Genomic DNA, 23,558 nt, shown 5'->3' on the forward strand with positions numbered 1-23,558 from the left:
CCGATGATGTTGCTTAAGGATTTTTAATGTTCAAAGTGCTACGCGACTGGATTCAGCGCTACTTCTCCGACGAGGAAGCGGTGGTGCTGGCAGTGCTGCTATTCCTGGGGTTCACCGCTGTCCTTACCTTGGGTGGCATGCTGGCACCGGTGCTGGCGGGGATGGTGCTGGCGTACCTGATGCAAGGACTGGTGACGACGCTGGAGCGCCTGCGGTTGCCCGGCACCGTGGCGGTGGGCCTGGTGTTTGCCCTGTTCATGGGGCTGTTGGTGGTGTTCGTCGTATTGATCGTGCCACTGCTCTGGCATCAGTTGGTGACATTGTTCAACGAATTGCCAGGCATGCTCGCCAAATGGCAGTCCCTGCTGTTGCTGCTGCCCGAGCGTTATCCGCATCTGGTATCGGACGAGCAGGTGCTCCAGACCATCGAAGTGGTGCGCGGCCAGATCGGCAAGTTCGGTCAGTGGGCTCTGACATTTTCATTGTCCAGCCTGCCGCTGTTGGTGAACATCATGATTTACCTGGTGCTGGTGCCGATCCTGGTGTTTTTCTTTCTCAAGGACCGGGAAATGATCGGCCGCTGGGTTCGTGGTTACCTGCCCCGTGAGCGGGCGCTGATCACCCGGGTGGCCCAGGAGATGAATCGCCAGATCGCCAACTACATTCGCGGAAAGGTCATCGAGGTGTTCATCTGCGGTGGCGTGACCTACATCGGCTTCGTGGCCCTCGGGCTCAACTACGCCGCGTTGCTGGCGCTGCTGGTGGGAGTATCGGTGGTGGTGCCTTACGTCGGCACGGTGGTGGTGACCGTCCCGGTCGCGTTGATTGCGCTGTTCCAGTGGGGTTGGAGCGACCAGTTCATCTACCTGATGGCAGTCTACGGAATCATCCAGACGCTGGACGGCAATGTGCTGGTGCCATTGTTGTTCTCCGAAGCGGTGAACCTGCACCCGGTGGCGATCATTTGCGCGGTGCTGTTGTTTGGTGGGTTGTGGGGATTCTGGGGGGTGTTCTTTGCGATTCCCCTGGCGACGCTGTTCAAGGCGGTGCTGGATGCGTGGCCGAGCAAGGAGCCGGTGGTGGCGCCGTTGCTCTAGCTGACTTATCAGGTGAGGCTGATGGCCCCATTGCGAGCAGGCTCGCTCCCACATGGATTGTGTAGGACCCTGGAGCGAGCCTGCTCGCGATGGGGCCCGACAGGCAATAAAAAGCCTCAGGCCTTATCGAGCGCCTGCGCCGCCGCCAGTACGGCATCCACATGCCCGGGCACTTTCACCCCGCGCCATTCCTGGCGCAGCACGCCGTTCTTGTCGATCAGGAACGTGCTGCGATCCACGCCCAGGTATTCCTTGCCATAAAGCTTTTTCAGCTTGATCACATCGAACAACTGGCAGATGGCTTCGTCCTTGTCGCTGATCAGCTCGAACGGAAATTCCTGCTTGCACTTGAAGTTCTCGTGGGACTTGAGGCTGTCCCGGGAGACGCCGAACACTTCGGTGTTGGCTGCCTTGAACTGTGCGTACTGGTCACGAAAGCCTTGGCCTTCGGTGGTGCAACCCGGGGTGCTGTCCTTCGGGTAGAAGTAGATCACCACCTGCTGGCCTTTCAGGGCGGCGAGGTTGATGGTCTGCCCGCTGGTGGCGGGCGCCTGGAAATCGGTAACCGGCTGGTCGATGGCAACGGCCATGGGCGCTTCCTTACATTGGGTTTTGTGGGCGCCACGGTTCGATCAGCGCGTCCAGGTTCATCGCGTCGGCGAAGTCCAGGAACTGATCGCGCAGCCAACTGATCTGGGTGCCGGCCGGCAGGGTCACGGTAAACGTGGCGTTGAGCATGGTGCCACCGGTCTGCGGCGCCTGGTAGGTGTCGCAGGTGAGGTTCTCCAGCTCGACATGGTGGTCCATGAAGAACTGGCACAGCTCGTTGATGATGTCCGGCCGGTAGGCCGAGCTCACATAGGCCACGTATGGCAGGGCCTGCGGACGGTTTTCCAGCGCGGCGCTGCGCACCACGTTGACGGTGAAGGTGTGCTTCTTGGCCAGTACCGGCAGGCTGCCTTCCAGGCGGGCCAGGGCATCCCAGCTGCCGGAAACCTCAAGCACGAGCGCACTGCATTCGCCGTGGCGGGTCAAGCGTGAGGTCACGACGGCGCAGCGGTTTTCATGGCTGGCGCGGCACAGGACGTTGGTCAGCTCCATGGGGTTGGCGCCGAGGGCACTGATGACAAGGAATTGTTCGCGGACTGTGGGGGTGGACATGCAGCATTCCTAAAGCGATGAGCGGTCGATACCTGAGCTTCCCTGCGGGCGCCGGCCTGTGAAAACGAACGACTCAAGCCCTGCGTCTGGGATTGCGCGGCATTCCGCAACAGCGGGGAATACGCCAGAACAAACGCAGGATCGGGGCTTGTGGCGACGAAAACGGAGGCTGGGAACCGGCCTGTGAGCGTGTCGGTACCGATCAAAGTCTGAAGGGTAGCGAAAACCATCGCCAAGGGGAATGGGAGTTCGCTTGTACAAGCATCTTGGCGCCAGTACCATTACGGCTCTCTTTTTCCGGCAGGAGCGGTTTCATGATTGCGGGCAGTATGGTGGCACTGGTCACACCCATGGATGCACAAGGGCGTCTTGACTGGGCCAGCCTCAGCAAACTCGTGGACTTCCACCTTGAAAACGGCACCCATGCCATCGTTGCCGTCGGCACCACCGGCGAGTCGGCGACCCTCGATGTCAACGAGCACATCGAAGTCATCTGTGCCGTGGTCAAGCAGGTCAACGGTCGCATTCCCGTAATCGCCGGTACTGGCGCCAATTCGACCCGCGAAGCCGTCGAGCTGACCCGCAACGCCAAGGAAGCCGGTGCCGACGCCTGCCTGCTCGTCGTTCCATACTACAACCGGCCGACCCAGGAAGGCCTGTACCAGCACTTCAAGCACATTGCCGAAGCGGTCGACATCCCGCAGATCCTCTATAACGTCCCTGGCCGCACCTCCTGCGACATGCAGGCCGAGACCGTGATCCGCCTGTCTACCGTCCCGAACATCATCGGCATCAAGGAAGCCACCGGCGACCTGAAGCGTGCCAAGGCCATCCTCGATGGCGTGGACAAGGACTTCATCGTGCTGTCCGGTGACGATCCGACTGCGGTTGAGCTGATCCTGATGGGCGGCAAGGGCAACATCTCCGTCACCGCCAACGTCGCGCCGCGGGAAATGGCCGACCTGTGCGAGGCCGCGCTCAAGGGCGACGCCGAGACCGCACGGGCCATCAACGAAAAACTGATGCCGCTGCACAAGGACCTGTTCATCGAGGCCAACCCGATCCCGGTGAAGTGGGCGCTGGTGGAAATGGGCCTGATGCACGAAGGCATCCGCCTGCCACTCACCTGGCTGAGCAACGCCTGTCACGAACCGCTGCGGCAGGCCATGCGCCAGTCCGGCGTCCTGGTTTAATTGAGGAAGTACACCGCATGAAGCGAATTGCCGGACTTTCCGCACTTGCCTTGATTATCTCCAGCACCAGTGGCTGTGGGTGGATCTGGGGGCCGGAAGGTTATTTCCGCGATCGTGGTAGCGATTACCTGAACGCGCAACAGACTGCACCGATGCAACTGCCGCCGGATGTCCATGTCGCCAAGCGCCTGGATCCGCTGCTGCCGATCCCGCGTAACGTGGCCGACGACACCGTCAAAGGCGAATACGAGGTTCCTCGTCCACAGCCGCTGTCGGCCATCGCCGATGCCAGCGACTACACCCTGCAGAAGAGCGGTGATTCACGTTGGGTCATGGCCCAGCACCCTCCGGCCGAAGTCTGGCCCGTGGCGATCCAGTTCTTTCAGGACAACGGTTTCCGCATTGATGAACAGCGCCCGCAGACTGGCGAGTTCACCACCACCTGGCAACACGCCGATGAGTTGTCCGCCGCCATGGGCAAGCGCCTGAGTGCCGCCGGCGTCGCCAGCGACAGCGAGTCCCGCGTGCGGGTGCGTATCGAGCCGGGCGTGCAGCGCAACACCAGTGAAGTCTATGTGGTCAGCGCCGAGCGACCTGCCGGCAGCACCGCCGACGTGGCCTTCACCAACCGTTCGGTCAATACCGGTCTCGACGCTGCGCTGGTGGACGACATGCTTGCGAGCATGACCCGTTCCGCCGAGCAGGGCGGTTCGGTTTCGATGCTGGCTTCCCGTGATTTCGACACGCCGAATCGTGTCAGCCTGACCGAAGACGGCAGCGGCAACCCGGTGCTCAACGTCGGCTCCGACCTGGACCGTGCGTGGTCGAGTGTTGGCCGCGCGCTGGAGCAGGGCGAATGGCGGGTTGAAGACATCAACCGCAGCTTGGGCCTGTACTACATCAACCTCGCCGAAAAAGCCGAGAAGAAAGACGAGAAGCCCGGCTTCTTCAGTGGTCTGTTTGGCGGCAAGCCGAACAAGGAAGAAATCGAGGCTCGCGCCGAGCGCTATCAGGTTCGCCTGAGCAAGGTGGGCGACAACGTCCAGGTGACCGTCGAGAAAAACATCAACACCGTGGCGCCGGCCGAAGTGGCCCGCAAGGTGTTGGGTATGATTCAGGACAACCTGGGCTGATCCGATGCGTTTTGCCGTTCTCGGCAGCGGTAGCCAGGGGAACGGCACGCTGGTAGCCAGCGCCGGTACGTATGTGCTGGTCGACTGCGGCTTCTCCCTGCGGGAAACCGAGAAACGCCTGCTGCGCCTGGGTGTGCATCCGGCGCAACTGAACGCGATACTCGTGACCCACGAACATGCCGACCACGTGCATGGCGTGGGTTTGCTGTCCCGGCGCTACAATCTGCCGGTCTACCTCAGCCGCGGAACGCTGGAGGGCTTGCGCAAACCCATCGAGCCAGCCGGTTTCGTGGCCGGTGGCGAGCAATTGCGCATTGGCGCCCTGGACATCGACGTGGTCAGCGTGGCCCACGATGCCCGGGAACCGACGCAGTATGTGTTCAGCGATGGCGAGCGGCGTTTCGGTTTGTTGACCGACCTGGGATCGTATTGCGACAGGGTCATGGACAGTTATCGGGACCTCGATGCTTTGATGATCGAGTCCAACCATTGCCGTGACATGCTGGCAAGTGGGTACTACCCGTACTTCCTCAAGCAGCGGGTGGGCGGGGAACATGGACATTTGAACAACCACCAGGCGGCGTACCTGGTGGCCGAGTTGGGCTGGCAAGGCCTGCAACACCTGGTCCTGGCCCATCTGAGCAGCAAGAACAACCTGCCGCAGCTGGCCCGGCAATGTTTTGTCGACACCCTCGGGTGCGACCCGGACTGGCTGCAACTGGCCGATCAAGATTCAGGGCTCGACTGGCGACATATCGCCTAGCCCATCTACTTAGCAAGCGGAGCCCATCATGGAAAAACGTGAAGAACTCTACCGCGGCAAAGCCAAATCGGTTTACAAGACCGACGACGCCGACCGCTTGATCCTGCTGTTTCGCAACGACACCTCGGCGTTCGACGGCAAGCGCATCGAACAACTGGACCGCAAGGGCATGGTGAACAACAAGTTCAACGCCTTCATCATGCAGAAACTCGAAGCCGCCGGCGTGCCGACCCAGTTCGACAAGCTGCTGGGCGACAACGAGTGCCTGGTCAAGAAACTGGACATGATCCCGGTGGAATGCGTCGTGCGTAACTACGCCGCCGGCAGCCTGGTCAAGCGCCTGGGTGTGGAAGAGGGCATGAAGCTCAACCCTTACACCTTCGAACTGTTCCTGAAGGACGACGCCAAGGGCGACCCGTTCATCAACGAATCCCACGTCGTGGCATTCGGTTGGGGCACCGCCGAGCAACTGGCGCGTATGAAAGAGCTGTCCCTCAAGGTCAACGAAGTGCTGAGCAAGCTGTTCGACGACGCCGGCCTGCTGCTGGTGGACTTCAAGCTTGAGTTCGGCGTGTTCAGCGATGGCTCCATCGTCCTGGGCGACGAATTCAGCCCGGATGGTTGCCGCCTCTGGGACAAGGCCACCAAGAAAAAGATGGACAAGGACCGCTTCCGCCAGGGCCTCGGTGACGTCATCGAAGCCTACGAAGAAGTTGCCCAACGTCTGGGTGTGCCGCTGTAATCGACGCAAGCATCTGATAGCACGGAAAAAAATTCGCTCGGGGGTTCGCTTCCGGCGAATGTGCTGGTATGATGCGCGCCACTGGAGAGATGCCGGAGTGGCCGAACGGGACGGATTCGAAATCCGTTGTACTGGCGACAGTACCTAGGGTTCAAATCCCTATCTCTCCGCCACTATACGTAAAGCCCCGTAGACTCAGGTCACGGGGCTTTTTTGTGGAAGAAATTCTACATAGAGATTCTACGTAAAATAACTGTCGTTACAGGCACTCTTTGCGCTTCTACTGTGTCAGCAGCCAGCTGCGCCAGTTCTACATCAGGTCCCTCCACCCCGGATTGAGAATACGGAGGGATGATCAGCATCATCATCTTGACTTTCAGTATCCAACTGGATACGGTTCGCCCATGAATTATCTCATCCAGCAAACACAGATGTTTACTGCCTGGCATTCATCGGTTCGTGATCTGCGAGCGAAAATCGCTATCGCCCGCCGCATTGATCGCGCCGCATCAGGTAACTTGGGCGATGTGAAACCTGTGGGTGATGGTGTTTCAGAGTTGCGTGTGGATGTAGGCGCTGGCTACCGGGTCTATTTCACCATGCGCGGTGGAGTAGTCATCGTGCTACTGGCCGGGGGCGATAAGTCCTCACAAAGTGCTGATATCCGGCGAGCGAAGAAATTGGCAAAGGAGATTTGAGCATGAGCCAACATCTGACGACATTCGACATGGCGGCACTACTCGATAGCGACGAAGCGATCAGTGAATACCTTTCTCAGGTGTTGGCTGATGGTGATAGCGAGGAGTTTCTCCGAGCGATCGGCTATGTAGCCAAGGCCCGAGGCATGGCGCAGATCGCTAAAGACTCCGGCATGGGACGAGAAAGCTTATACAAGGCATTCGCCCCCGGATCAAAACCGAGATTCGATACCGTACTCAAGGTCATTCATGCGCTAGGCATTGATCTTCATGCGCAGCCTGGGCATGCGGCTAGTCATTCACCTGTCTGAAGAGTGGATCAGACAGCGGAGACTGGGAGCAGGCCACGATGTGAGTTCATCTGTAATCAGCCTGCTTCTAATCGTGGTCTGTCCCCCAACACTCTAGCCTTCTTGAAGCTCGCGGCGACGATTGTTGTCTGCCTGATTGCGAATTGCTTGAATTCGCTGCAACAGGCCGCGAGGGATGGGCTGGATACCTTCAGGATTTTCATTGATATCCCTATCAAGCAGATCAATGAACTCGATACCTGCTTGAATGCCCGCCTTTCTTTCGGTAAACGAGACGACATTGCCTTTAAACATGACTTCTCTCCATCGCAAGTTTTCCTGCATTTTTAGCAAGGCATGGCCTGAACGCTTCATGGCGGGCTAACTTTATTGGGCATCTCCCTTATTCTTTAGTTTTAACCGGCAGTACGCCATAGGCGCTTTTTTTCGTGTTTGGTAAAGCAGATCCAGACACCCCTTGCGAACCGCCTTGCGCGGTTACGGCTTTCGCCGCTGGGAAGCGCTCTATCTCATCTGGTCAGTCGCTTAGAAGAAATAAACCTAGAGAGATTGAAAGGCACGTCAATCGATTCTTCCGCCCCGCCGCCGAAGTTGGGCCCGCAAAGGGCCCTATGACACTAAGCAGGCTCTGCATCCAATCGTCGGGCGACAACATCCAGCACATCGCAGCCGTCTCTCAATGGAATGCAGCATAACTGCGCAAAATCCTGAAGGATGACCGAGTCGCTGGGGATATCACCTCGCATCGCGAGGTTTTCTAAAAATTGGGTGACAGCGCGAATTCTATAACCTGCCGTATCCAACAAAACGTGCAAGGGAGCGGTCGTGTCGACGAACAGCGGTTGATCGTCGGCGTTACTGGTAAGAGCCATGTATCGATTCATTTCAAACTCCATTTGATTGAAGACCTTCTTATCGTCGCCAAACGAAAAAGGTGGTAGCCGTACGTGGGTTGGCGAACCGGGACAAATGGTAAAACCGGCAGATCCGAAGATCTCCCACGCACAGCCACCGAAGAGCAGCATATTGCGCACAGAGGCGTTCCGCAAATTAACGGAGGCTTCTGCACATTTGTCATCGGGTCGCCAAACCCAAATCGTCCTTAAAGACGACGCATGAACTATAGGGTTGTTCTACAGAAACCATCAATTGAATGATGTGTAAGAAGAGTCTTGGAGTTGTGTAGGTTGGGGATGTAAGAAAATTATTTGCGAGCATTCTTAGTACAGAATGCGATATCCCTGCCCATCAGCTCCCCCGCTGTATCTGCTCCAATATCTGGCTGTCAGTGATGTTCATGTCGTCTTGCAGCAAAAACATCTTGCTCAGCACTTCGGTCATTTTCCTGTCGGTGTCGGCGAACGGCAGGTAGAGCTCGGGGGCGCTGCCGCCAGCAGGCACGATGCACAGGTAGTTGCCGGGTTCGATATGGATGGCTGCGCTGCCCAGGTGAATGCGGTAGTTCGCACGCTGGCCGGTTATGTGTAGGAAATGCCCCTCACATTTGACGTTTTGCAGTCCCAGCCCCTGAATCAGCTCGCTGACCAGTTCGGCGCGTCGCTGCAGGGTTTCGTGACTGGTGCTGTAGCCGTCTGCGGCGTGGGCCACGGAGACCAGCAGGTCGGCATCACGCATGACTTCCGAAAACAGCAGTGGCGGTACCTGTTCAAGAGGCAGGGCTTTGCGGTCGCGGTAGAACGCAATCGTGTCGAAGGTGAAATGTTCTGTTTCTGACAGGTAGTGGCCGGTATCCAGAAAGTTGAAGGTGGCGTAAATGCCGTGTTCTTTGCTCTCGTAATAAATGTCTTCGACGCTTGAGGTCGACCAGTTGCGGACCTGCAGCAACCGGGCGGCTACTTTGCCTTTAAGGCGGTGGCCCGCAAATCGATTGGACCACAAGCGTGTATCTCGCTCGGCGGGTGTTAGCAGGTACAGCTCGCGAAAAGCCTGCTTGAACGGCTGTACACGGCGATGATTAACGACTTCTTTCTGCCAGGCCGACAGTTGTCCTGCCGCGAACAGATGGAAAGGGTGGGCAATGCGCAGGTTCTGTTCAATGGCATATTGACGGCCTTCAAGGTCGGTGACCGTCAGTGTTGTGCCGTCGAGCCAGCCCAACACCGTGTTGTCGGCTTGCACGATCAGTTGTTCCAGCAGTAGGCGAACCGCGGGCATTTTCAACAGGGTTTTCAAGACATCCAGAGCCAGGGCTTCGCCGCTGCTCATCATTGTTTCCAGGGTGCGGCAGAAGCGTGCGATCTGTTCCTGGAGTTGGGTCTGCTGGGCTTTGATGGCGATGAAGTCAGGTTTTTTGCGAATCGCCGAAGGTGCGGTCTTGAGCGTCTTTCCGGCTTTGCAGATACGTAACGTGGGCGACAAGCCGTCGATCATCAGCGTGACGTCATAACCGTCGACGGTGGCGGCTATCAGGGCGGATTCGGCGATTTCCGATTCCATGGCCCATTCCAGGCGAATCGCCGAGGGATAACCGGCGACACGCGCCAGGTTTTCCAGCCCCGCCTGAATCGCTGCGTGGGAGTTGGCCTGTCGTTGAGCGCCGTACTTGCGTACCTCCTTATGCAATTTCTTCAGCGTCAGGTAGCGCTGGCGTACGTCATCCGGATGCGTGATGGGGAAGACCCCATAGATGCGCATTGCCGACTGAGCGTGGCGGGTCAACTTCTTTTCCAGTGCGGGACGGCCGATGCCCTGATAGGCGTCGAGCAGCACGCGGGTTTCGGGAAACGCCCAGTGCGAGGGGGCGAGGGCGGCGAGGTAGTCGTGCAGGTGCTGCGGGTCGGCCTCGGACAGCGCTTTGTCCAGCAGATAGCGGTCCACCACACCCACGGTTTCATCCAGCGTATTGGGCAGGTCGCTGCCCCAGCCGGATTGAGGTGCGAGGGCGATGTTCAGGTATTCACGCTGGAAGGCTTGCAGATCACTCCAGCCGAGCGCGTTGAGGACCACTCGGCTGGCGTGTCCGGCGTAGGGCAGGGCGGTCAGCAGGGTATTTCTTGCAAAACCGGTCAGCGAGGCGAGCAGCTCCGACGATTGCTCCTTGGGCAATGCCTGGAGCGACAGGAAACGTTCGAGCACCGCGGCCGTATTGCCGAAGCTTTCATGAAAGGTGTCAGGTGTCATGCCCAGCCGTTCGATGACCGCCAGGGCCAGCAGCACCCAGCGGGTCTGATAGACCTCCACCGAACGGAAGGTGTCGGCCAGCTTCTCGGCATTATCGGGTAATCCGGCCAGGGCGTCCTCGACATAACGAACGGTGAAATTCGCCAGTTCGGGTGGCACGTCGGCCGACCCTTCAATCAGGGGATGTTCACTTTGAGGTTGTTCCGCCTTGAATCCCTCGTCCTCAGGGGCCCCGTCATCTGGGGCGTCCTCGTCGAACGTTTCACCAGCGTACCGATTCAGTTCCAGGTCATCGCTGTCGAGCCCCGTGTCGTCTGTATAGAACATCATGGCGCGCCCCCAGGTGTTGGCTGCCCGGACGAAGCGAGGGTAATCGAACTGGCCAGCTTCCATCAGGCCCAAAGCAATGCGCTCGATGTCCTTGTGTACGTAGGTATACGCGTCGGCGACTCTCCTTTGCTCTTCATCAGGCGGGGAAGGTGGCTGCACACGGTTCCAACTGCCGTCCAGCAACCATTCGGCGAACGTCTGCCAGGCCGGAGTGGGCGGGTAGTTGCTCAGGCGGTTGATGCAGTCCGACACATCGGGAAAGGCCCAGGCGTGTTCCGGACGTCTTTGGTAATAGGCAGGATCGTCGTCACCGGTGGGCAGTGGATAGTCGCTGTCCTCGAAAGCAAATTGCAGCATGTGTTGCAGCCGTGCACCGATCTGCTCCAGTGCGTAAGCATCGGGGTGAGCAGTGATCCACGCATCGCAGATGCGATATTGCAGGCCATAGCGCTGTTGGTCGCGACGGTCTTTCAAGTCGTCCCAGACGGTCGGGAACACAAAACCGTCGGCCAGTGCCCTGGCGCCTTCCTCTGGCTGCTGCCTGACCCAGTCGTTGGCAATGCGCAGGAAGTCGATGCCATCCCAGAAATCGAGCTCGCATTCGTCATGGCGACTGAGTTCGGGATAGGTATCCAATGCGCTGTCACAGAAGGCTCCCAGTGCAGCGAGGCGTATGGCTTGGTCGGGCACAGGACGACGTGATTGCATGAGGGGTTCCGAAGAAATGAACGACAGGAATCAACCGCCAACCAGCGGCATCAGACGGATAAACGCAATCGTGGAAGGAGGGCTCACATCGATGAGGTCATCCAGGTTCTGCAGCATGACGCCATTGTGCAGGACGCGGAATGCGAGGCTTTCAAAGCCCTTCAAGGCGCGCTCGATCTCGACGTCGAGGTCCAGTTGGGGGGATGCCTTGGCTTGCGGCATGACGATTGCGCCTTCACCGGCTTGCCGGCGGATGTCCCGCTCGCTCAGGTACTGGCGATCAAGCACCTCGCGCACGGCCGCCTGTTCCAGCCAGTGCTGGACCGACAGCGCGGCGATCTGTTCGGCAACGGTGAGGCGAATGAGCTCGGCGACCGTCAGGGTCGACGAAGTCGGTGTCAGGGTGACGGGGGGAAGCAGAGGCTCCTGACGTGCGCCTTTCAGGCAATAGCTATGAACCACCAATTCCATGAGGTACCTCTCGCAAGCCAGGCCAGCCGGGCAGCAGCTTAGCATCTTGCGGTCAGTGTGCCTAAAGTTGGAGTGGGTCCGTGGTGAGGGAGCGAACCCTAGCGCGGATCAACGTTATCCAGCGCCCGATTCGCCAACGATTTGCTCAACTCGATGACAGCCATGAGCCATTCAACCGACCATTTGTCCTGAATATCCCCACACCTGTTAGTTCTGACAGTAGCCAGTCTCCCCGGTCTGGAGTGTGATAACGGCGTCCCGAGAGGATAACGGCCTGCCACTCCCCAGGAGATCATGATGGATATCCAATCCAGCACATTGAACGATTTGTTCGAACTATACCCTGTGATCGTTCCGGGTTGGGTGTCTCCAATCAAACCGCCCGATCTCGCTCATGGCGGCATTCCGAAAAGTCTCTACGACGACCAACCCCGGGGCCTTGAATGCCTGATCGATCCGTGGAACGAGCTTCAGCGTCGTGGCTGGACAATGGCGGAAGGCGATCGTGTCGACTTGTATGTCAATGCCGATCCCACTCCGGTGGCTGGCGGCACCGTCAATCCGGGAGAGGAACAACTGCGCATGCGTTTGTATGTGCCCCAGGGACGGTTGCTCAATGGCGTCAACCGGCTGTACTACATAGCGACCCGCCCGAGTGGGGACTTCGATAACTCCAGGGATTTGAACGTGCTTTATCACCTGCGGGCTCCCGGTGAGCCGGCGCCCGATGGACTGGACCTGGTGATTCCTCCCGACGTCGTCAGCAATGGCGTCAACGCCGAGCGAGCGGCCCAAGGGGTGGCATTCGGTTTCAACTACAGCAACCGCCGTGACTACGACCGTATTCGTTTCCTGCTGGGCAATGCCACCGTTGAGTGGGAGATTGCCGACGCCTCGATACCGGAAGTGAACACCCTGTTCACCGACACATTCCAACAGGCGGGCGACAATCCCAACACGCTGGTGGAGTTCCTGGTGTTCGATCAATTGGGTAACTTCAGCCGGTCGTCGGTCAAGCGCCTGGACATTCATCTCGGCCTACCCGATCAGGACCTGCCAGCTCCCCTCGTGGAGGGGGTGGCTGAAGGCGGTACGTTGGATCCTTCGCTGATTACGCAAGTCTGGACCCGTGTCCCGGGGAATGCATTGCTGGTCGGCGATGGGATCGTGGTGACCTGGACGGATAAAAACGGTGTGGTCGCCCGGTATGATTCTGTAGAAAAACCCTACACAGCGAATGACCTGCCTAATAATTACCTGCGCTTCTTGATTCCATCGACTGACGTCCAGCGATTTATCAACACGGACGTGACCGTCACCTATACCCGCAATCGCAATGGAACCCTCACCGGGCCGTCCCTGCCGTTCAATATGCATGTTGGCGTACCGGTGGTCCTGGAGCCCTTCAAGATCATGGGTGCCCGTTTCAACCGCACAACCTACCGGGCTTCAGGATGCTCCAAGTTGTTGAGTGCCTTGCATGCCAATACCCAGCAGCCGCTGGCGGTTGAATGGAAGTATGCGGATGAGCCCACCTGGAGCGCGCCGGCTACCACTTGGCGCGACATCCAGCCGTCCAAGGTGTTGCAGGTCCGTTCGAGCAGTCAGGAAGCGATGCTGAACCCAGCGAATATCTTCGGCAATGGGGTCGATACCTTGACCGAGGGCGGCGCGGCTTTTGCTGCCCTGCTCGATCGGGGCGATGTGGTGAGTTGGGGAAACCCGGCGTTTGGTGGCGCGGCTCCGCTTTTGAACAATATCGTCGATGTGAGCTGTACCCAGAGCGCCTATGCGGCCGTTGACCGCTCGGGCACGGTGCGGGTCTGGGGCGATCCGACCGCAGGTGGTCGGATGGGAAGCGTATCGGCTGCAGGCTTTGCCGAGATCGTCGGCAATGGCAACGCCTTCGGCGGTCGCAAGACCAACGGCAGCGTCGTGGCCTGGGGGGCGAACCGGGACAACGATCTGGTGCCGGCACCGATCAATAGCTACCTCGATATCTCTAATGTCTATGCCACTTCCCAGGCTTTCGCGGTCCGTCGTCTGAACAATCCGGTCGCGGCCTGGGGGATTGCCGGTTACGGTGAAACGGCTCCTCCAGGGCTTAATGACGTGGTGGACATCATAGGCTCTTTCGCGGCCTTCGCAGCCCTGCGTACCGGCGGCAGAGTGGAGGCCTGGGGCAATCCCGCCTACGGCGGTAGCTTACCTGGCGGGCTGTCCGGAGTCGCCCAGCTTGCTTGCGCCAATGCCCAGGCGTTCTGTGTTCTGAATACCAACCAGCAGGTGGTGAGCTGGGGCTCGGTGGAATATGGCGGAGGCGGCGCGCCGCAGCCCAATAGCGGTGTTGTCGAAGTGGTCAGCACATGGCGGGCGTTTGCCGCGCGTCGTGGTGATGGTTCCGTAGACGCATGGGGACGACCCAACGAGGGGGGCGTCGCTCCGGCGGGGTTGACGGGGGTCGTACAGATCGCCGGCAGTTCCGAGGCGTTTGCGGCGTTGCGCAGTGACGGCACCGTCGTTGCCTGGGGTAATCCGGTGGTGGGTGGAACGATTCCCGGCGCCACGTCCCAACGACTGGTCAATGTTCAGGCCCTTTATGCCAATTCCCATGGCTTTGTCGCGTTGACGGCCAGTGGCGATGTGGTTGCCTGGGGACATGCGACTGGCGGTGGCAACAACGATTCGGTGTACGGACAGTTGCGGGGCAACGTGTCCTACTATCGCTCGCCACCGGCACCGAGGGTGCTGGCGGCGCAGGCCGAGCATGCGTCTGTAGGTTCGTAAACCGAATATTCCGTGCTTATCCGAGCAGGCGTCTCTGGGCGCCTGGCTTCCTATCTTTGCGAGGTGTCACCATGTCCGATACCCCTGGCCAGCGTGTGGTAAACCTACCGCCTCCCTCCGTGGATGAAGCGCCCGACGGCGTCCTGGATCCTGTCGATATCCCACCGGACGGGGCTCGTGTCCGGATCAGGCGTGATGCCGCCGACGTCAACTGGCAGAGAGTGTTCGTGTTTGTCGGGCCCGACTATGAGAACGAGCTGCCGGTCGGAACGAACATCAAGGACGTGGTGTTCTACGTCGACGCTGAATATTTCGTTGCCGACGCCGAGGGGGTCGTGCCCATCCGTTATGAGGTGTTGATGCTCGATGGCAGCACGCAGCCCTCGGATGAGTTGCCGCTGCAAATCGCGGTGGGGTTCGGGGACGCGGCGGAACTCGATCTCAGCGAGCATCACTATGTCGCCGTCGCCGACAAAGCCCCATTGACGGTACCGGCCTATGCCCGGATGACACGGGAAGCAACCTGGGGCAGCCCGCCTTATCGCTATGCCAGCAGCGACGACTATGTGGCCGATGTCGATCCCCAGACAGGTGAAGTGACCGCCAGGGGCAATGGCCAATGCACGATCACGGCCACCGACAGCCTGAATCAACCGCGTGCCTATTCGCTGACGATCTCGGGTATCCGGCAACTGTATTACTTGAGTTCTGGTGCTGACTGGCAGGGGATGGTCCGGGTCTGCGCCAGCGCCAGCCTGGACCCGGTCACCCTGGTGGACATCAAGCGACTGTGGTCCTTGTATTCCGCCGGTAACGGCCCCGTGGCGCAGTACCTGGGCTGGCTGAATTATCCATTCTGGACCGGCGACACATTGGGCGCCGGTACTGCCTGGGCCTATGACCTGAATGGCGGGGATGTCAACGCCAATGCCACGGCATTGACCACCGATACCTTCCTGCCCGTTCTGGGCGCTTCGCGCGGTACGTCTTGAAGACTCGCCTCAGAGGAGTTTTTTGCCATGAACGATATCCATGCCGACGCCAGGCAAGGCGCTTTGCTGCCGCCCCCTTCTGTGATGGGGATGGAGCAGAACGCTGTGCTCGATCCCGAGTCGGTTCCGCAGGGCGCCCAGGTGACTGTACCCCGGGATGGCCTGATCGAAGGCGACATTGTGTGGCTTACCTGGGCAGATACGGCGGGGGGGGTGACGGCATACACCGATGAGAAGCCTTATTCGCGTAACGATATAGGCAAACCTTTGTTTTTCATCGTGCCCCAGGCGCAGGTCCGGCGGTTTCTGGAACTGGCCGTGACCCTGACTTACGAAGTGGAACACCTCGCCGGAGGCGATAATGAGCACTCCGAGGACTTCGGCTTGCGAATCGCCAAACTGCCGTTGCCGATGCCCATCATCGTTCAGGCCAAGGGCGATCAGTTGAATCCGGAGGATCTGTCCAGCGGTGCGACGCTGCGGATCGCTCCCGAAGCCTGGTTGAAATCCGCTGATGTGGTTCAGGTAACCCTGGCGGGAGCGGCGGGCACGGGCAGCACTGTATTAACGCATTCAGTGTTGCCGAGCGAGGCGGGAGGCGCACTGTACATCGATATTCCCTACACGGTGATCAGTGCCAACGAAGGCCGCTCCATCGTGCTGACCTATACCGTCAACGGAGGCGAGCCGGGCCCCGAGGCCCGGTACGAGGTCAAGCGCGATATCGGCTCCGGTGAGATACGGGTCATGGGGGCACGTTATAACCGTGGCCTGTATCGATGTTCGGGATGTTCGCGGCGGTTGAGTGCGTTCCAGACGTCGACCGGACGGCCCGTCCTGGTGCAGTGGCAATACGAGGGCGACGATGGTTGGGTGGCCGGCACGACTTTTCAGGACCGCGACTCTTCCAGGCCCTTGCATGTACGTTCCACCGATTATCAGGTCACTTTGAACCCGGGAAATATCTTCGGTAGTGGCCTCGATGGCGTGCTCACCGGCGATGCGGCCTTTATTGCCCGTCGGGACATCGGCGATCTGGTGGGCTGGGGCAATGACGCCGAGGGTGCGAAGATCCCGGCGACCATTATCAGCATGGATGATATCGCCGAGGTGAGTGCCACGATGGGCGCTTACGCCGCGCGCCGTGTCAATGGCAATGTAGTGACCTGGGGGATGACGACCCATGGGGCGACTATGGGCGGTGTGCCGAGAACCGGATTCACCCAGGTAGTGGGTAATGGCGCAGCCTTTGCCGGCATAAGAGACGGCGGGCAGTTGGCGGCCTGGGGCGATGCGGCCAGCGGTGGTCTGCTGCCAGAGCCTGTCGAGGAATGCAGCGATATCGTCAAGGTGTGTGGCGGCTCGTTGGCTTTTGCGGCCCTGCGCAGCACGGGGCAAGTGCTGGCCTGGGGAGCCGTGGCCAATGGCGGCGAGCTGGGCGAAGACATCGGGCAACTGGACGACGTCGAAGAGGTGATCGGAAATTATGCGGCGTTCGCTGCCTTGCGTGGCAATCATCGGCTGGTTGCCTGGGGTGGCGCTGAGCAAGGCGGAACGCTACCGCAAGAAATTGCCTATCGCGATGATGTCATTGAACTCAGTTGCGCCACTGCACAAGCCTTCGTCGCTCGGTGTGCCAGCGGACATGTCATCGCCTGGGGGGCCGCGACACACGGTGGCGTGCTGCCGGAGCTGATTCAGGATCTGGACGATATCGTCGAAGTGACCTCCAATTGGCAGTCTTTTGTCGCACGTCGGAAAAATGGTCATGTGGTGGCCTGGGGAACCGTGGAGACCGGAGGAGAGGTCAGCGATGAGATTGCCCGGATGAATGACATCGTCCAGGTCACAGGATCCTCCAAAGCTTTCGCCGCTCTACGTAACGATGGCAGCGTCGTGGCTTGGGGGGACGTCACCGTCGGTGGGGATGTGGGACCGGTGGCCGGAGTGCTGATCAATGTCCGGGCAATCTATGGCAACTCCCATGGGTTTACTGCCTTGACCGCCGATGGCCGAATGGTGACGTGGGGGCATGCCGCGGGTGGCGGTGACAGTGAAGCCGTTCAGTCCTTGCTCCAGGGTCGGGTTTCCTACTATCGGTCCAGGTCGGAATCCGTGTGACAGGAGGTCCGATCATGAACGCTTGCTTGCGCTTTGGAATAGTCCGTCGGGTGGTCAAGCCCCTGCTGTTGTTATTGCTACTGCAGTGCTCGATGGTCCAGGCCGTAACCGGGCCGGAAGTCGCTCAGTTGCTCAATACCCGCTATAGCAGCACCCCGCAGGCGTGCCCCGGCAACCATGCGGCCTATTTCTGCAGCGGAGTGCTGGTCAGTGGCCTGATGGGTGGATTGCCGATCAGGTTCTGGGAGCATACCGACAACGCCATTGCCCTGGGTGCCCGCAGTTTTTCCTACCTGCGCCGCGACCAGGGCATTCGCAGCCTGACGCAGGACGGCGGCATGGTGTTCAGCGATCCGTTCACGGCCATCAGCCAGGGAAAATCGCTGGATGTGTTGTGTGCCTATCCGCTGATGACTTCGATTCACGGCAATTATGGATGTGGAACTGGAGGCTCTCTGGACGACCCCGGTTCTTGCGCGGCGTTGGGCGTGAGCGATGCGGCGGGCTGGTTGACGCACTTCCAGCAGCAAGGCCAGCAACCGGCTTTGCAATGCTCGCTGAGCAGCCGGATCGCGACGCAGTTTCGTGCCAGCCTGTTGGCCCATGAGCAATTGGGCGGCAGTTGGGTGACCCAGCCCAATCAGGTGCAGATCCGCAACTGGGATGCCCAGGCTCCGGCACAGGTACCTGTGCAGGCGTTGTTCTACGACACGACCCGGCCTGGTGGATTGCGCGTGGCCCAGCATAACCAGCGCGACTATCACGCGGCTACAGGCCAATGGCTGCCGATTCTGCGACTGGACCTGGCGGGCGTCGATGGCGCCGTGTTCGGCTTCAATTTGCAGGATCAGTTGTATCTCGGTTATGAAGTCGCCCGGCGACTCAGCGCCCGTTACTTCGATACGGCGATCACGTGTGCGGATGGCCGGCCCTCATTCTATTGCAATGGCGTCCTATTGAGAGGAACCGATGCCACCGCGCTTTATCACTCATGGAACCCCAGCCATTACTCCATCGCCAACGGTGGTGTTTCCACCACGTTCTTACGCGCGGATTCCCGGGTGCCACGGCCTGTCTGGCCCCAAGGTTTTCTCTTCAAGGAAGTCGCCGCTCCGGCGATCCATCCTACGACCTTGCGTTGTGGTTATCCGTACGATGGCCACACAGGGCTGATGCCTGATCCCTGCGCGGGTTATGGCCGCTGTGCCGACTTGGGGGTCAACAGCCTAGAAACCTGGATGCAGCTATATCAAACGCGACCCTACGAATCCTGCAGTTTTGCCCCCACGGCCGATGGCCTTCAATTGCTGATGGAGGTGCGCAAGACAGCCACGATGCCACCTTACGATTGGAACGAATTCATCTTGTTGACCTGGCCGCAGGATATTCCCGAGCAGTTACCGATCGATGCGGTTTTTTACAGCCACGAGGCCTATTACCCCAATGATAGTTTGGCCGGTGCGCGGTATCTCCAGGATGACTATTTCAAGATGACGGGGCGCTTCTGGCCCATTGTGCAATTGGACCTGAGGGCAACGGATGACCTGGTATTCAGTTTTACACCGGATGACCAGTGCCTGGCTGACAGTTGTCCACCTCCCCCACAAGCTGCGGGAGTCCAGAGTATGGAGTCCTGGTTTCGCGAGCACGGACAATGACTACACGGACGGCCGCGATGCAAACGCCTTCATTCTGGCCTGGCAAGATCCTGACTCTGATAGCGTTCCTGTTTGTATTGACGGCCCAGGCCGTCACGGGACCGGAAGTCGCTCAACTGCTCAATACCCGCTATAGCAGCACCCCGCAGGCGTGCCCCGGCAACCAGGCCGCGTATTTCTGTAGCGGCGTGCTGGTCAGTGGCCTGATGAGTGGATTGCCGATCCGGTTCTGGGAACATACGGACAGCGCCATCGCCCTGGGCGCCCGCAGTTTCTCCTATCTTCGCAGCGACCAGGGCATCCGTAGCCTGACCCAGGACAGCGGCATGGTCTTCAGTGATCCGTTCACGGCCATCAGCCAGGGCAAATCGGTGGACGTGCTCTGCGCCTATCCGCTGGTGGCGTCGATTCAAGGCAATTATGGATGCGGAACCGGAGGTACGGCGGATGATCCGGGGTCCTGCGCGGCATTGGGCGTGAGTGATGCGGCGGGCTGGTTGACGCACTTCCAGCAGCAAGGCCAGCAACCGGCTTTGCAATGCTCGCTGAGCAGCCGGATCGCGGCGCAGTTTCGTGCCAGCCTGTTGGCCCATGAGCAATTGGGCGGCAGTTGGGTGACCCAGCCCAACCAGTTGCAGATCCGTAACTGGAACGCCGAGGTGCCGGGGCAGGTGCCCGTGCAAGCATTGTTCTACGACACATCCCGGTCCGGCGGACTGCGGGTGGCCCAACGCAACCAGCGCGACTATCACGCGGCTACGGGTCAATGGCTGCCGATTCTGCGATTGGATCTGGCGGGCGCCGACGGGACCGTGTTCGGTTTCAATTTGCAGGATCAGTTGTATGTCGGTTACGAAGTGGCCCAGCGGTTGAATGCGCGTTATTTCGATACGGCAACTGTCTGTCCGGGGAATAGAGCTTCGTTTTATTGCAATGGAGTGGTATTGAGAGGGACTGATGCAACCGAGGCCTACCGATCCTGGAATCCCAGTCCCATCTCCCAGGGCAACAATGGGGTATCCACAACCTTTATCAGGGTCGATTCACAAGTCCTGAAACCGGTCTGGCGTCAGGGATTTATCTTCAAGGAATGGTCGGCCCCCGCCGCTTATCCATTGACCATGGGCTGCGCTTACCCTGTCGATGCCGGAACCTCCAACCTGGCGGAGGCGTGTTCATCCCATGGCGTCTGTCTGCAAATGGGTATCGACAATGTAGATATCTGGATGGCCCGTTATGCCGGCAATCCCTACGTATCCTGCAGTTTTTCAACGACCCCGGAGCAGATCCAGCTGACGCTCGACATTCGTGTACGTCTGGGAGACTGGGATTGGAACGAATTCATGGTCAGGACCTGGCCGCAAGACATTCCCGAGCAATTACCGATCGATGCCGTGTTCTATGGCGAGGCGCTTTTTCCTGGCGACGGTCCCGTGGGTTCTCGTTACCTGCAGGATGATTATTTCAAGGCAACGGGGCGATTCTTACCCATCGTCGAATTGCGCCTGGACGCACCGGATGGCCAGGTATTCAGGTTCACTCCCGAAGATCAATGCCTGGAGAGCAGTTGCCCGGCACCTCGGGTAGCGGTCATGGGTAGACAGCGCTTTGGTCCGAAACTGGAACGGTATCTAGACCCATAACAACGTCGCTTCATTCAGTCGCGATCCCACCTGTCCCTGTTCAGGGCTTTGCATGACTTTATGAATCCCGTGCCAAGGAGGTTTCATGAAACGGCGTCTTCTGTTTGGCAAGTTCCTGTATCTGGTCTTGATCCTGTTGGGAGTAACGGCCCACGCAGCAACCGGACCGGAAGTCGCTCAGTTGCTCAATACCCGCTATAGCAACACCCCTCAGGCGTGCCCCGGCAACCAGGCCGCGTATTTCTGTAGCGGCGTGCTGGTCAGTGGCCTGATGAGTGGATTGCCGATCCGGTTCTGGGAACATACGGACAGCGCCATCGCCCTGGGCGCCCGCAGTTTCTCCTATCTTCGCAGCGACCAGGGCATCCGTAGCCTGACCCAGGACAGCGGCATGGTCTTCAGTGATCCGTTCACGGCCATCAGCCAGGGCAAATCGGTGGACGTGCTCTGCGCCTATCCGCTGGTGGCGTCGATTCAAGGCAATTATGGATGCGGAACCGGAGGTACGGCGGATGATCCGGGGTCCTGCGCGGCATTGGGCGTGATTGATGCGGCGGGCTGGTTGACGCACTTCCAGCAACAAGGCCAGCAACCGGCTTTGCAATGCTCGCTGAGCAGCCGGATCGCAGCGCAGTTTCGTGCCAGCCTGTTGGCCCATGAGCAATTGGGCGGCAGTTGGGTGACCCAGCCCAACCAGTTGCAGGTCCGTAACTGGAACGCCGAGGTGCCGGGGCAGGTGCCCGTGCAAGCGTTGTTCTACGACACATCCCGGTCCGGCGGACTGCGGGTGGCCCAACGCAACCAGCGCGACTATCACGCGGCTACGGGTCAATGGCTGCCGATTCTGCGATTGGATCTGGCGGGCGCCGAGGGGATCGTGTTCGGTTTCAATTTGCAGGATCAGTTGTATGTCGGTTACGAAGTGGCCCAGCGGTTGAATGCGCGTTATTTCGATACGGCCACCACCTGTCCGGATGGGCGCGCGCCGTTTTATTGCAATGGGGTGGTATTGAGAGGGACTGAGTCGACCTCCGCCTTTCAATCATGGAACCCTAGTCCCCGGTCGGAAGATATCAATGGTGTTTCCGCCAGTTATGTCCGTGCCGATGCCGCGATGTCGTTGCCGGCCTGGCCTCAAGGTTTATTGTTCAAGGCGCTGGACGCGCCGACGTCTAATCCACTGACGGTGCGCTGCCTCTATCCATTCGATGGTTACACGGGCGCGCTGACCGAGGCCTGTACCGGGCGCATGGAATGCACGACCCTGGAAGTCGACAGCGTGGAAAGCTGGCTGTACTGGTATTCCACGACGCCCTATAACTCCTGCAGTTTCGCCCCTTCGGTGCATATGGTTCAGGTGCTGCTCGACCTTCGCAATACATATGCCCATCCGCCTTACCATTGGAACGAGTTCGTCCTGACGCCTTGGCCCCAGCGTATTCCCGAGCGCCTGCCGATCGATGCCTTGTTCTATGGGGTGGCATACAACCCGGGGGATGGGCGCGCGGGAGCCCGTTATATCCAGGATGACTATTTCAAGACAACGGGGCGTTTCTGGCCGATCGTGCACCTGCGACTGGACGCCACCGACGGTCAGGTATTTACCTATGTACCTGATGACCAGTGCCTGGATGACAGTTGTCCCCCACCGGTGTCGCTCATGAGCGCCGAATCCACGAAGGCCTGGTTCGAGGAGCATGGGCAGTAGACGCTTGCGTTTAATCCGCAACGGGCATGTCACTTCTTTGTGACAATTGGACTAATGGTCTATAGCTCAAAGCATGGCTGCCGATAGGCAAATCAAACCCCGTAAAGGAGTAGTACCCATGCTGCGGTTTTTTGCCGACCTGGGCTTTCGCTGGAAAATCACCCTGCCCATCGCTTTCCTGGCGTTGCTGTTGGTGTTGATGGGCTGGTCGGGCGTGCGTGGTATCGATCAGGTGACTGACTCCAGTACGGAATTGACCAGGCGTTATCTGCCGGCCATCAGCCTGCTGCTCAATGCTGACCGCGATCTCTACCAGGCATTCGTGGCCGAACGCAGCCTGCTGGTCGGCAATGCGGGCGATCATGTGCAAGCACTGCGCGCCAGCCATGCCGAGAATATGAAGCAGGCCTATGATCGCGTGCACAAGTACGCGGCGATGCAGCCGGGGGCCGAGGCGCTGGCGCTGGTCAAACAGTTCGATGACAGTTTTGCCCAATGGGCACAGCTGTCGCGGCAAGTGGGCGAGCAGGCCGCGACCAATCCTCAAGCGGCCAGCGCCCTGAGTTTCGGCGACGGCGAAAAGCGGTTCGACACCATGCGCGATGCCATCGACAAGCTGGGCGAGCTGGAAGACCAGGCGTCGCTTAACGAGGGGCAGGCGGCGATCGACCATGGCGAAGCGGTGGGGCGGCAACAGGGCGGTATTTTGCTGATCGGCCTGCTCGGGTGCATCCTGCTGGTTTTTGTCCTGCCGATGGTGGTGTTGCATCCGATGCGTCGGTTGCTTCACCGTGTCGAGCAGATTGCCGAGGGCGGCGGTGATTTGAAGGGGCGCCTCGAGGTGCGTTCGGCTGACGAGTTGGGGCAGCTTGGCAGTGCTTTCAACCGTTTCCTCGACAAG

At 59.4% G+C, this 23,558-nt stretch carries 19 protein-coding genes, 1 tRNA gene and 1 pseudogene; 15 read left to right on the plus strand and 6 right to left on the minus strand.

Annotation, left to right across the window (positions count from 1 at the left end; translation table 11 throughout):
- Nucleotides 1-26 precede the first annotated feature (26 nt).
- A complete protein-coding gene (locus tag FBX99_RS12520) occupies nucleotides 27-1,097 on the plus strand; it encodes an AI-2E family transporter (protein WP_144929175.1) in 1,071 nt (356 codons plus the stop codon).
- A gap of 116 nt (nucleotides 1,098-1,213) precedes the next feature.
- Here the strand turns inward: FBX99_RS12520 and FBX99_RS12525 are convergent, their stop codons facing one another.
- Both FBX99_RS12525 and FBX99_RS12530 read right to left on the minus strand, forming a co-directional pair.
- A complete protein-coding gene (locus FBX99_RS12525; RefSeq protein ID WP_144929173.1) occupies nucleotides 1,214-1,687 on the minus strand; it encodes a peroxiredoxin in 474 nt (157 codons plus the stop codon).
- A 10-nt stretch (nucleotides 1,688-1,697) separates the two neighbouring features.
- Complete coding sequence (locus FBX99_RS12530) at nucleotides 1,698-2,258, minus strand: glycine cleavage system protein R (RefSeq protein WP_041020812.1); 561 nt, start codon at nucleotides 2,256-2,258, stop codon at nucleotides 1,698-1,700.
- A 314-nt stretch (nucleotides 2,259-2,572) separates the two neighbouring features.
- Between FBX99_RS12530 and dapA the strand changes: the two genes are divergently transcribed.
- The 7 genes from dapA (at nucleotide 2,573) to FBX99_RS12565 (ending at nucleotide 7,098) form a co-directional block, all read left to right on the plus strand.
- Nucleotides 2,573-3,451, plus strand: a complete 879-nt coding sequence (gene dapA, locus FBX99_RS12535) for a 4-hydroxy-tetrahydrodipicolinate synthase (protein ID WP_144929171.1) — start codon at nucleotides 2,573-2,575, stop codon at nucleotides 3,449-3,451.
- A 17-nt stretch (nucleotides 3,452-3,468) separates the two neighbouring features.
- Nucleotides 3,469-4,584: an outer membrane protein assembly factor BamC gene (bamC, locus tag FBX99_RS12540; RefSeq protein WP_144929169.1), complete on the plus strand. Its 1,116-nt coding sequence runs from the start codon at nucleotides 3,469-3,471 to the stop codon at nucleotides 4,582-4,584.
- Nucleotides 4,585-4,588: 4 nt separating this feature from the next.
- On the plus strand, nucleotides 4,589-5,347 hold the full coding sequence (locus FBX99_RS12545; protein WP_145131727.1) for an MBL fold metallo-hydrolase: 759 nt from the start codon (nucleotides 4,589-4,591) through the stop codon (nucleotides 5,345-5,347).
- Nucleotides 5,348-5,375: 28 nt separating this feature from the next.
- Entirely contained in the window at nucleotides 5,376-6,089 is a 714-nt protein-coding gene (gene purC, locus FBX99_RS12550; protein ID WP_016963914.1) for a phosphoribosylaminoimidazolesuccinocarboxamide synthase, read from the plus strand.
- A gap of 83 nt (nucleotides 6,090-6,172) precedes the next feature.
- Nucleotides 6,173-6,262: transfer RNA gene (locus FBX99_RS12555), tRNA-Ser, on the plus strand.
- Between the two features lie 231 nt (nucleotides 6,263-6,493).
- A complete protein-coding gene (locus FBX99_RS12560) occupies nucleotides 6,494-6,787 on the plus strand; it encodes a type II toxin-antitoxin system RelE/ParE family toxin (protein ID WP_144929165.1) in 294 nt (97 codons plus the stop codon).
- Between the two features lie 2 nt (nucleotides 6,788-6,789).
- Nucleotides 6,790-7,098 carry an addiction module antidote protein gene (locus FBX99_RS12565; RefSeq protein WP_144929163.1) on the plus strand — a complete coding sequence of 103 codons (309 nt, stop codon included), beginning with the start codon at nucleotides 6,790-6,792 and terminating at the stop codon, nucleotides 7,096-7,098.
- A gap of 93 nt (nucleotides 7,099-7,191) precedes the next feature.
- Here FBX99_RS12565 and FBX99_RS12570 read toward each other — a convergent pair whose 3' ends face one another.
- The 4 genes from FBX99_RS12570 to FBX99_RS12585 all read right to left on the minus strand — a co-directional run bounded on the left by FBX99_RS12570 (nucleotide 7,192) and on the right by FBX99_RS12585 (nucleotide 11,748).
- Nucleotides 7,192-7,452: a hypothetical protein gene (locus tag FBX99_RS12570; protein WP_144929161.1), complete on the minus strand. Its 261-nt coding sequence runs from the start codon at nucleotides 7,450-7,452 to the stop codon at nucleotides 7,192-7,194.
- A gap of 263 nt (nucleotides 7,453-7,715) precedes the next feature.
- Nucleotides 7,716-7,982, minus strand: coding sequence for a short-chain dehydrogenase (locus tag FBX99_RS12575; RefSeq protein WP_144929305.1), 267 nt, complete (start codon nucleotides 7,980-7,982; stop codon nucleotides 7,716-7,718).
- A gap of 364 nt (nucleotides 7,983-8,346) precedes the next feature.
- The gene (locus FBX99_RS12580; RefSeq protein ID WP_144929159.1) at nucleotides 8,347-11,277 is read right to left on the minus strand and encodes a DUF4132 domain-containing protein; all 2,931 of its coding nucleotides are present in this window, start codon (nucleotides 11,275-11,277) and stop codon (nucleotides 8,347-8,349) included.
- Nucleotides 11,278-11,307: 30 nt separating this feature from the next.
- Nucleotides 11,308-11,748 (minus strand): hypothetical protein, encoded by a 441-nt coding sequence (locus tag FBX99_RS12585; RefSeq protein ID WP_144929157.1) that lies wholly within the window; start codon nucleotides 11,746-11,748, stop codon nucleotides 11,308-11,310.
- A 297-nt stretch (nucleotides 11,749-12,045) separates the two neighbouring features.
- On the opposite strand from FBX99_RS12585, the gene FBX99_RS29165 reads away from it, so the two are divergent.
- The 7 genes and pseudogenes from FBX99_RS29165 to FBX99_RS29565 all read left to right on the plus strand — a co-directional run.
- Nucleotides 12,046-14,535, plus strand: coding sequence for a hypothetical protein (locus tag FBX99_RS29165; protein WP_256662529.1), 2,490 nt, complete (start codon nucleotides 12,046-12,048; stop codon nucleotides 14,533-14,535).
- Between the two features lie 71 nt (nucleotides 14,536-14,606).
- Complete coding sequence (locus tag FBX99_RS12595) at nucleotides 14,607-15,527, plus strand: Ig-like domain-containing protein (RefSeq protein ID WP_139649651.1); 921 nt, start codon at nucleotides 14,607-14,609, stop codon at nucleotides 15,525-15,527.
- Between the two features lie 27 nt (nucleotides 15,528-15,554).
- Nucleotides 15,555-17,648 (plus strand): hypothetical protein, encoded by a 2,094-nt coding sequence (locus FBX99_RS12600; protein ID WP_144929153.1) that lies wholly within the window; start codon nucleotides 15,555-15,557, stop codon nucleotides 17,646-17,648.
- A gap of 14 nt (nucleotides 17,649-17,662) precedes the next feature.
- Complete coding sequence (locus FBX99_RS12605; protein WP_144929151.1) at nucleotides 17,663-19,306, plus strand: hypothetical protein; 1,644 nt, start codon at nucleotides 17,663-17,665, stop codon at nucleotides 19,304-19,306.
- A 17-nt stretch (nucleotides 19,307-19,323) separates the two neighbouring features.
- Nucleotides 19,324-20,949, plus strand: coding sequence for a hypothetical protein (locus tag FBX99_RS12610; RefSeq protein WP_144929149.1), 1,626 nt, complete (start codon nucleotides 19,324-19,326; stop codon nucleotides 20,947-20,949).
- A gap of 85 nt (nucleotides 20,950-21,034) precedes the next feature.
- Entirely contained in the window at nucleotides 21,035-22,657 is a 1,623-nt protein-coding gene (locus tag FBX99_RS12615; RefSeq protein ID WP_144929147.1) for a hypothetical protein, read from the plus strand.
- Nucleotides 22,658-22,775: 118 nt separating this feature from the next.
- Nucleotides 22,776-23,552: pseudogene (locus FBX99_RS29565) on the plus strand (MCP four helix bundle domain-containing protein); the annotation flags it as partial.
- Nucleotides 23,553-23,558 lie beyond the last annotated feature (6 nt).

The organism is Pseudomonas sp. SJZ074, assembly GCF_007828215.1.
In the GTDB taxonomy this organism is placed as follows: domain Bacteria; phylum Pseudomonadota; class Gammaproteobacteria; order Pseudomonadales; family Pseudomonadaceae; genus Aquipseudomonas.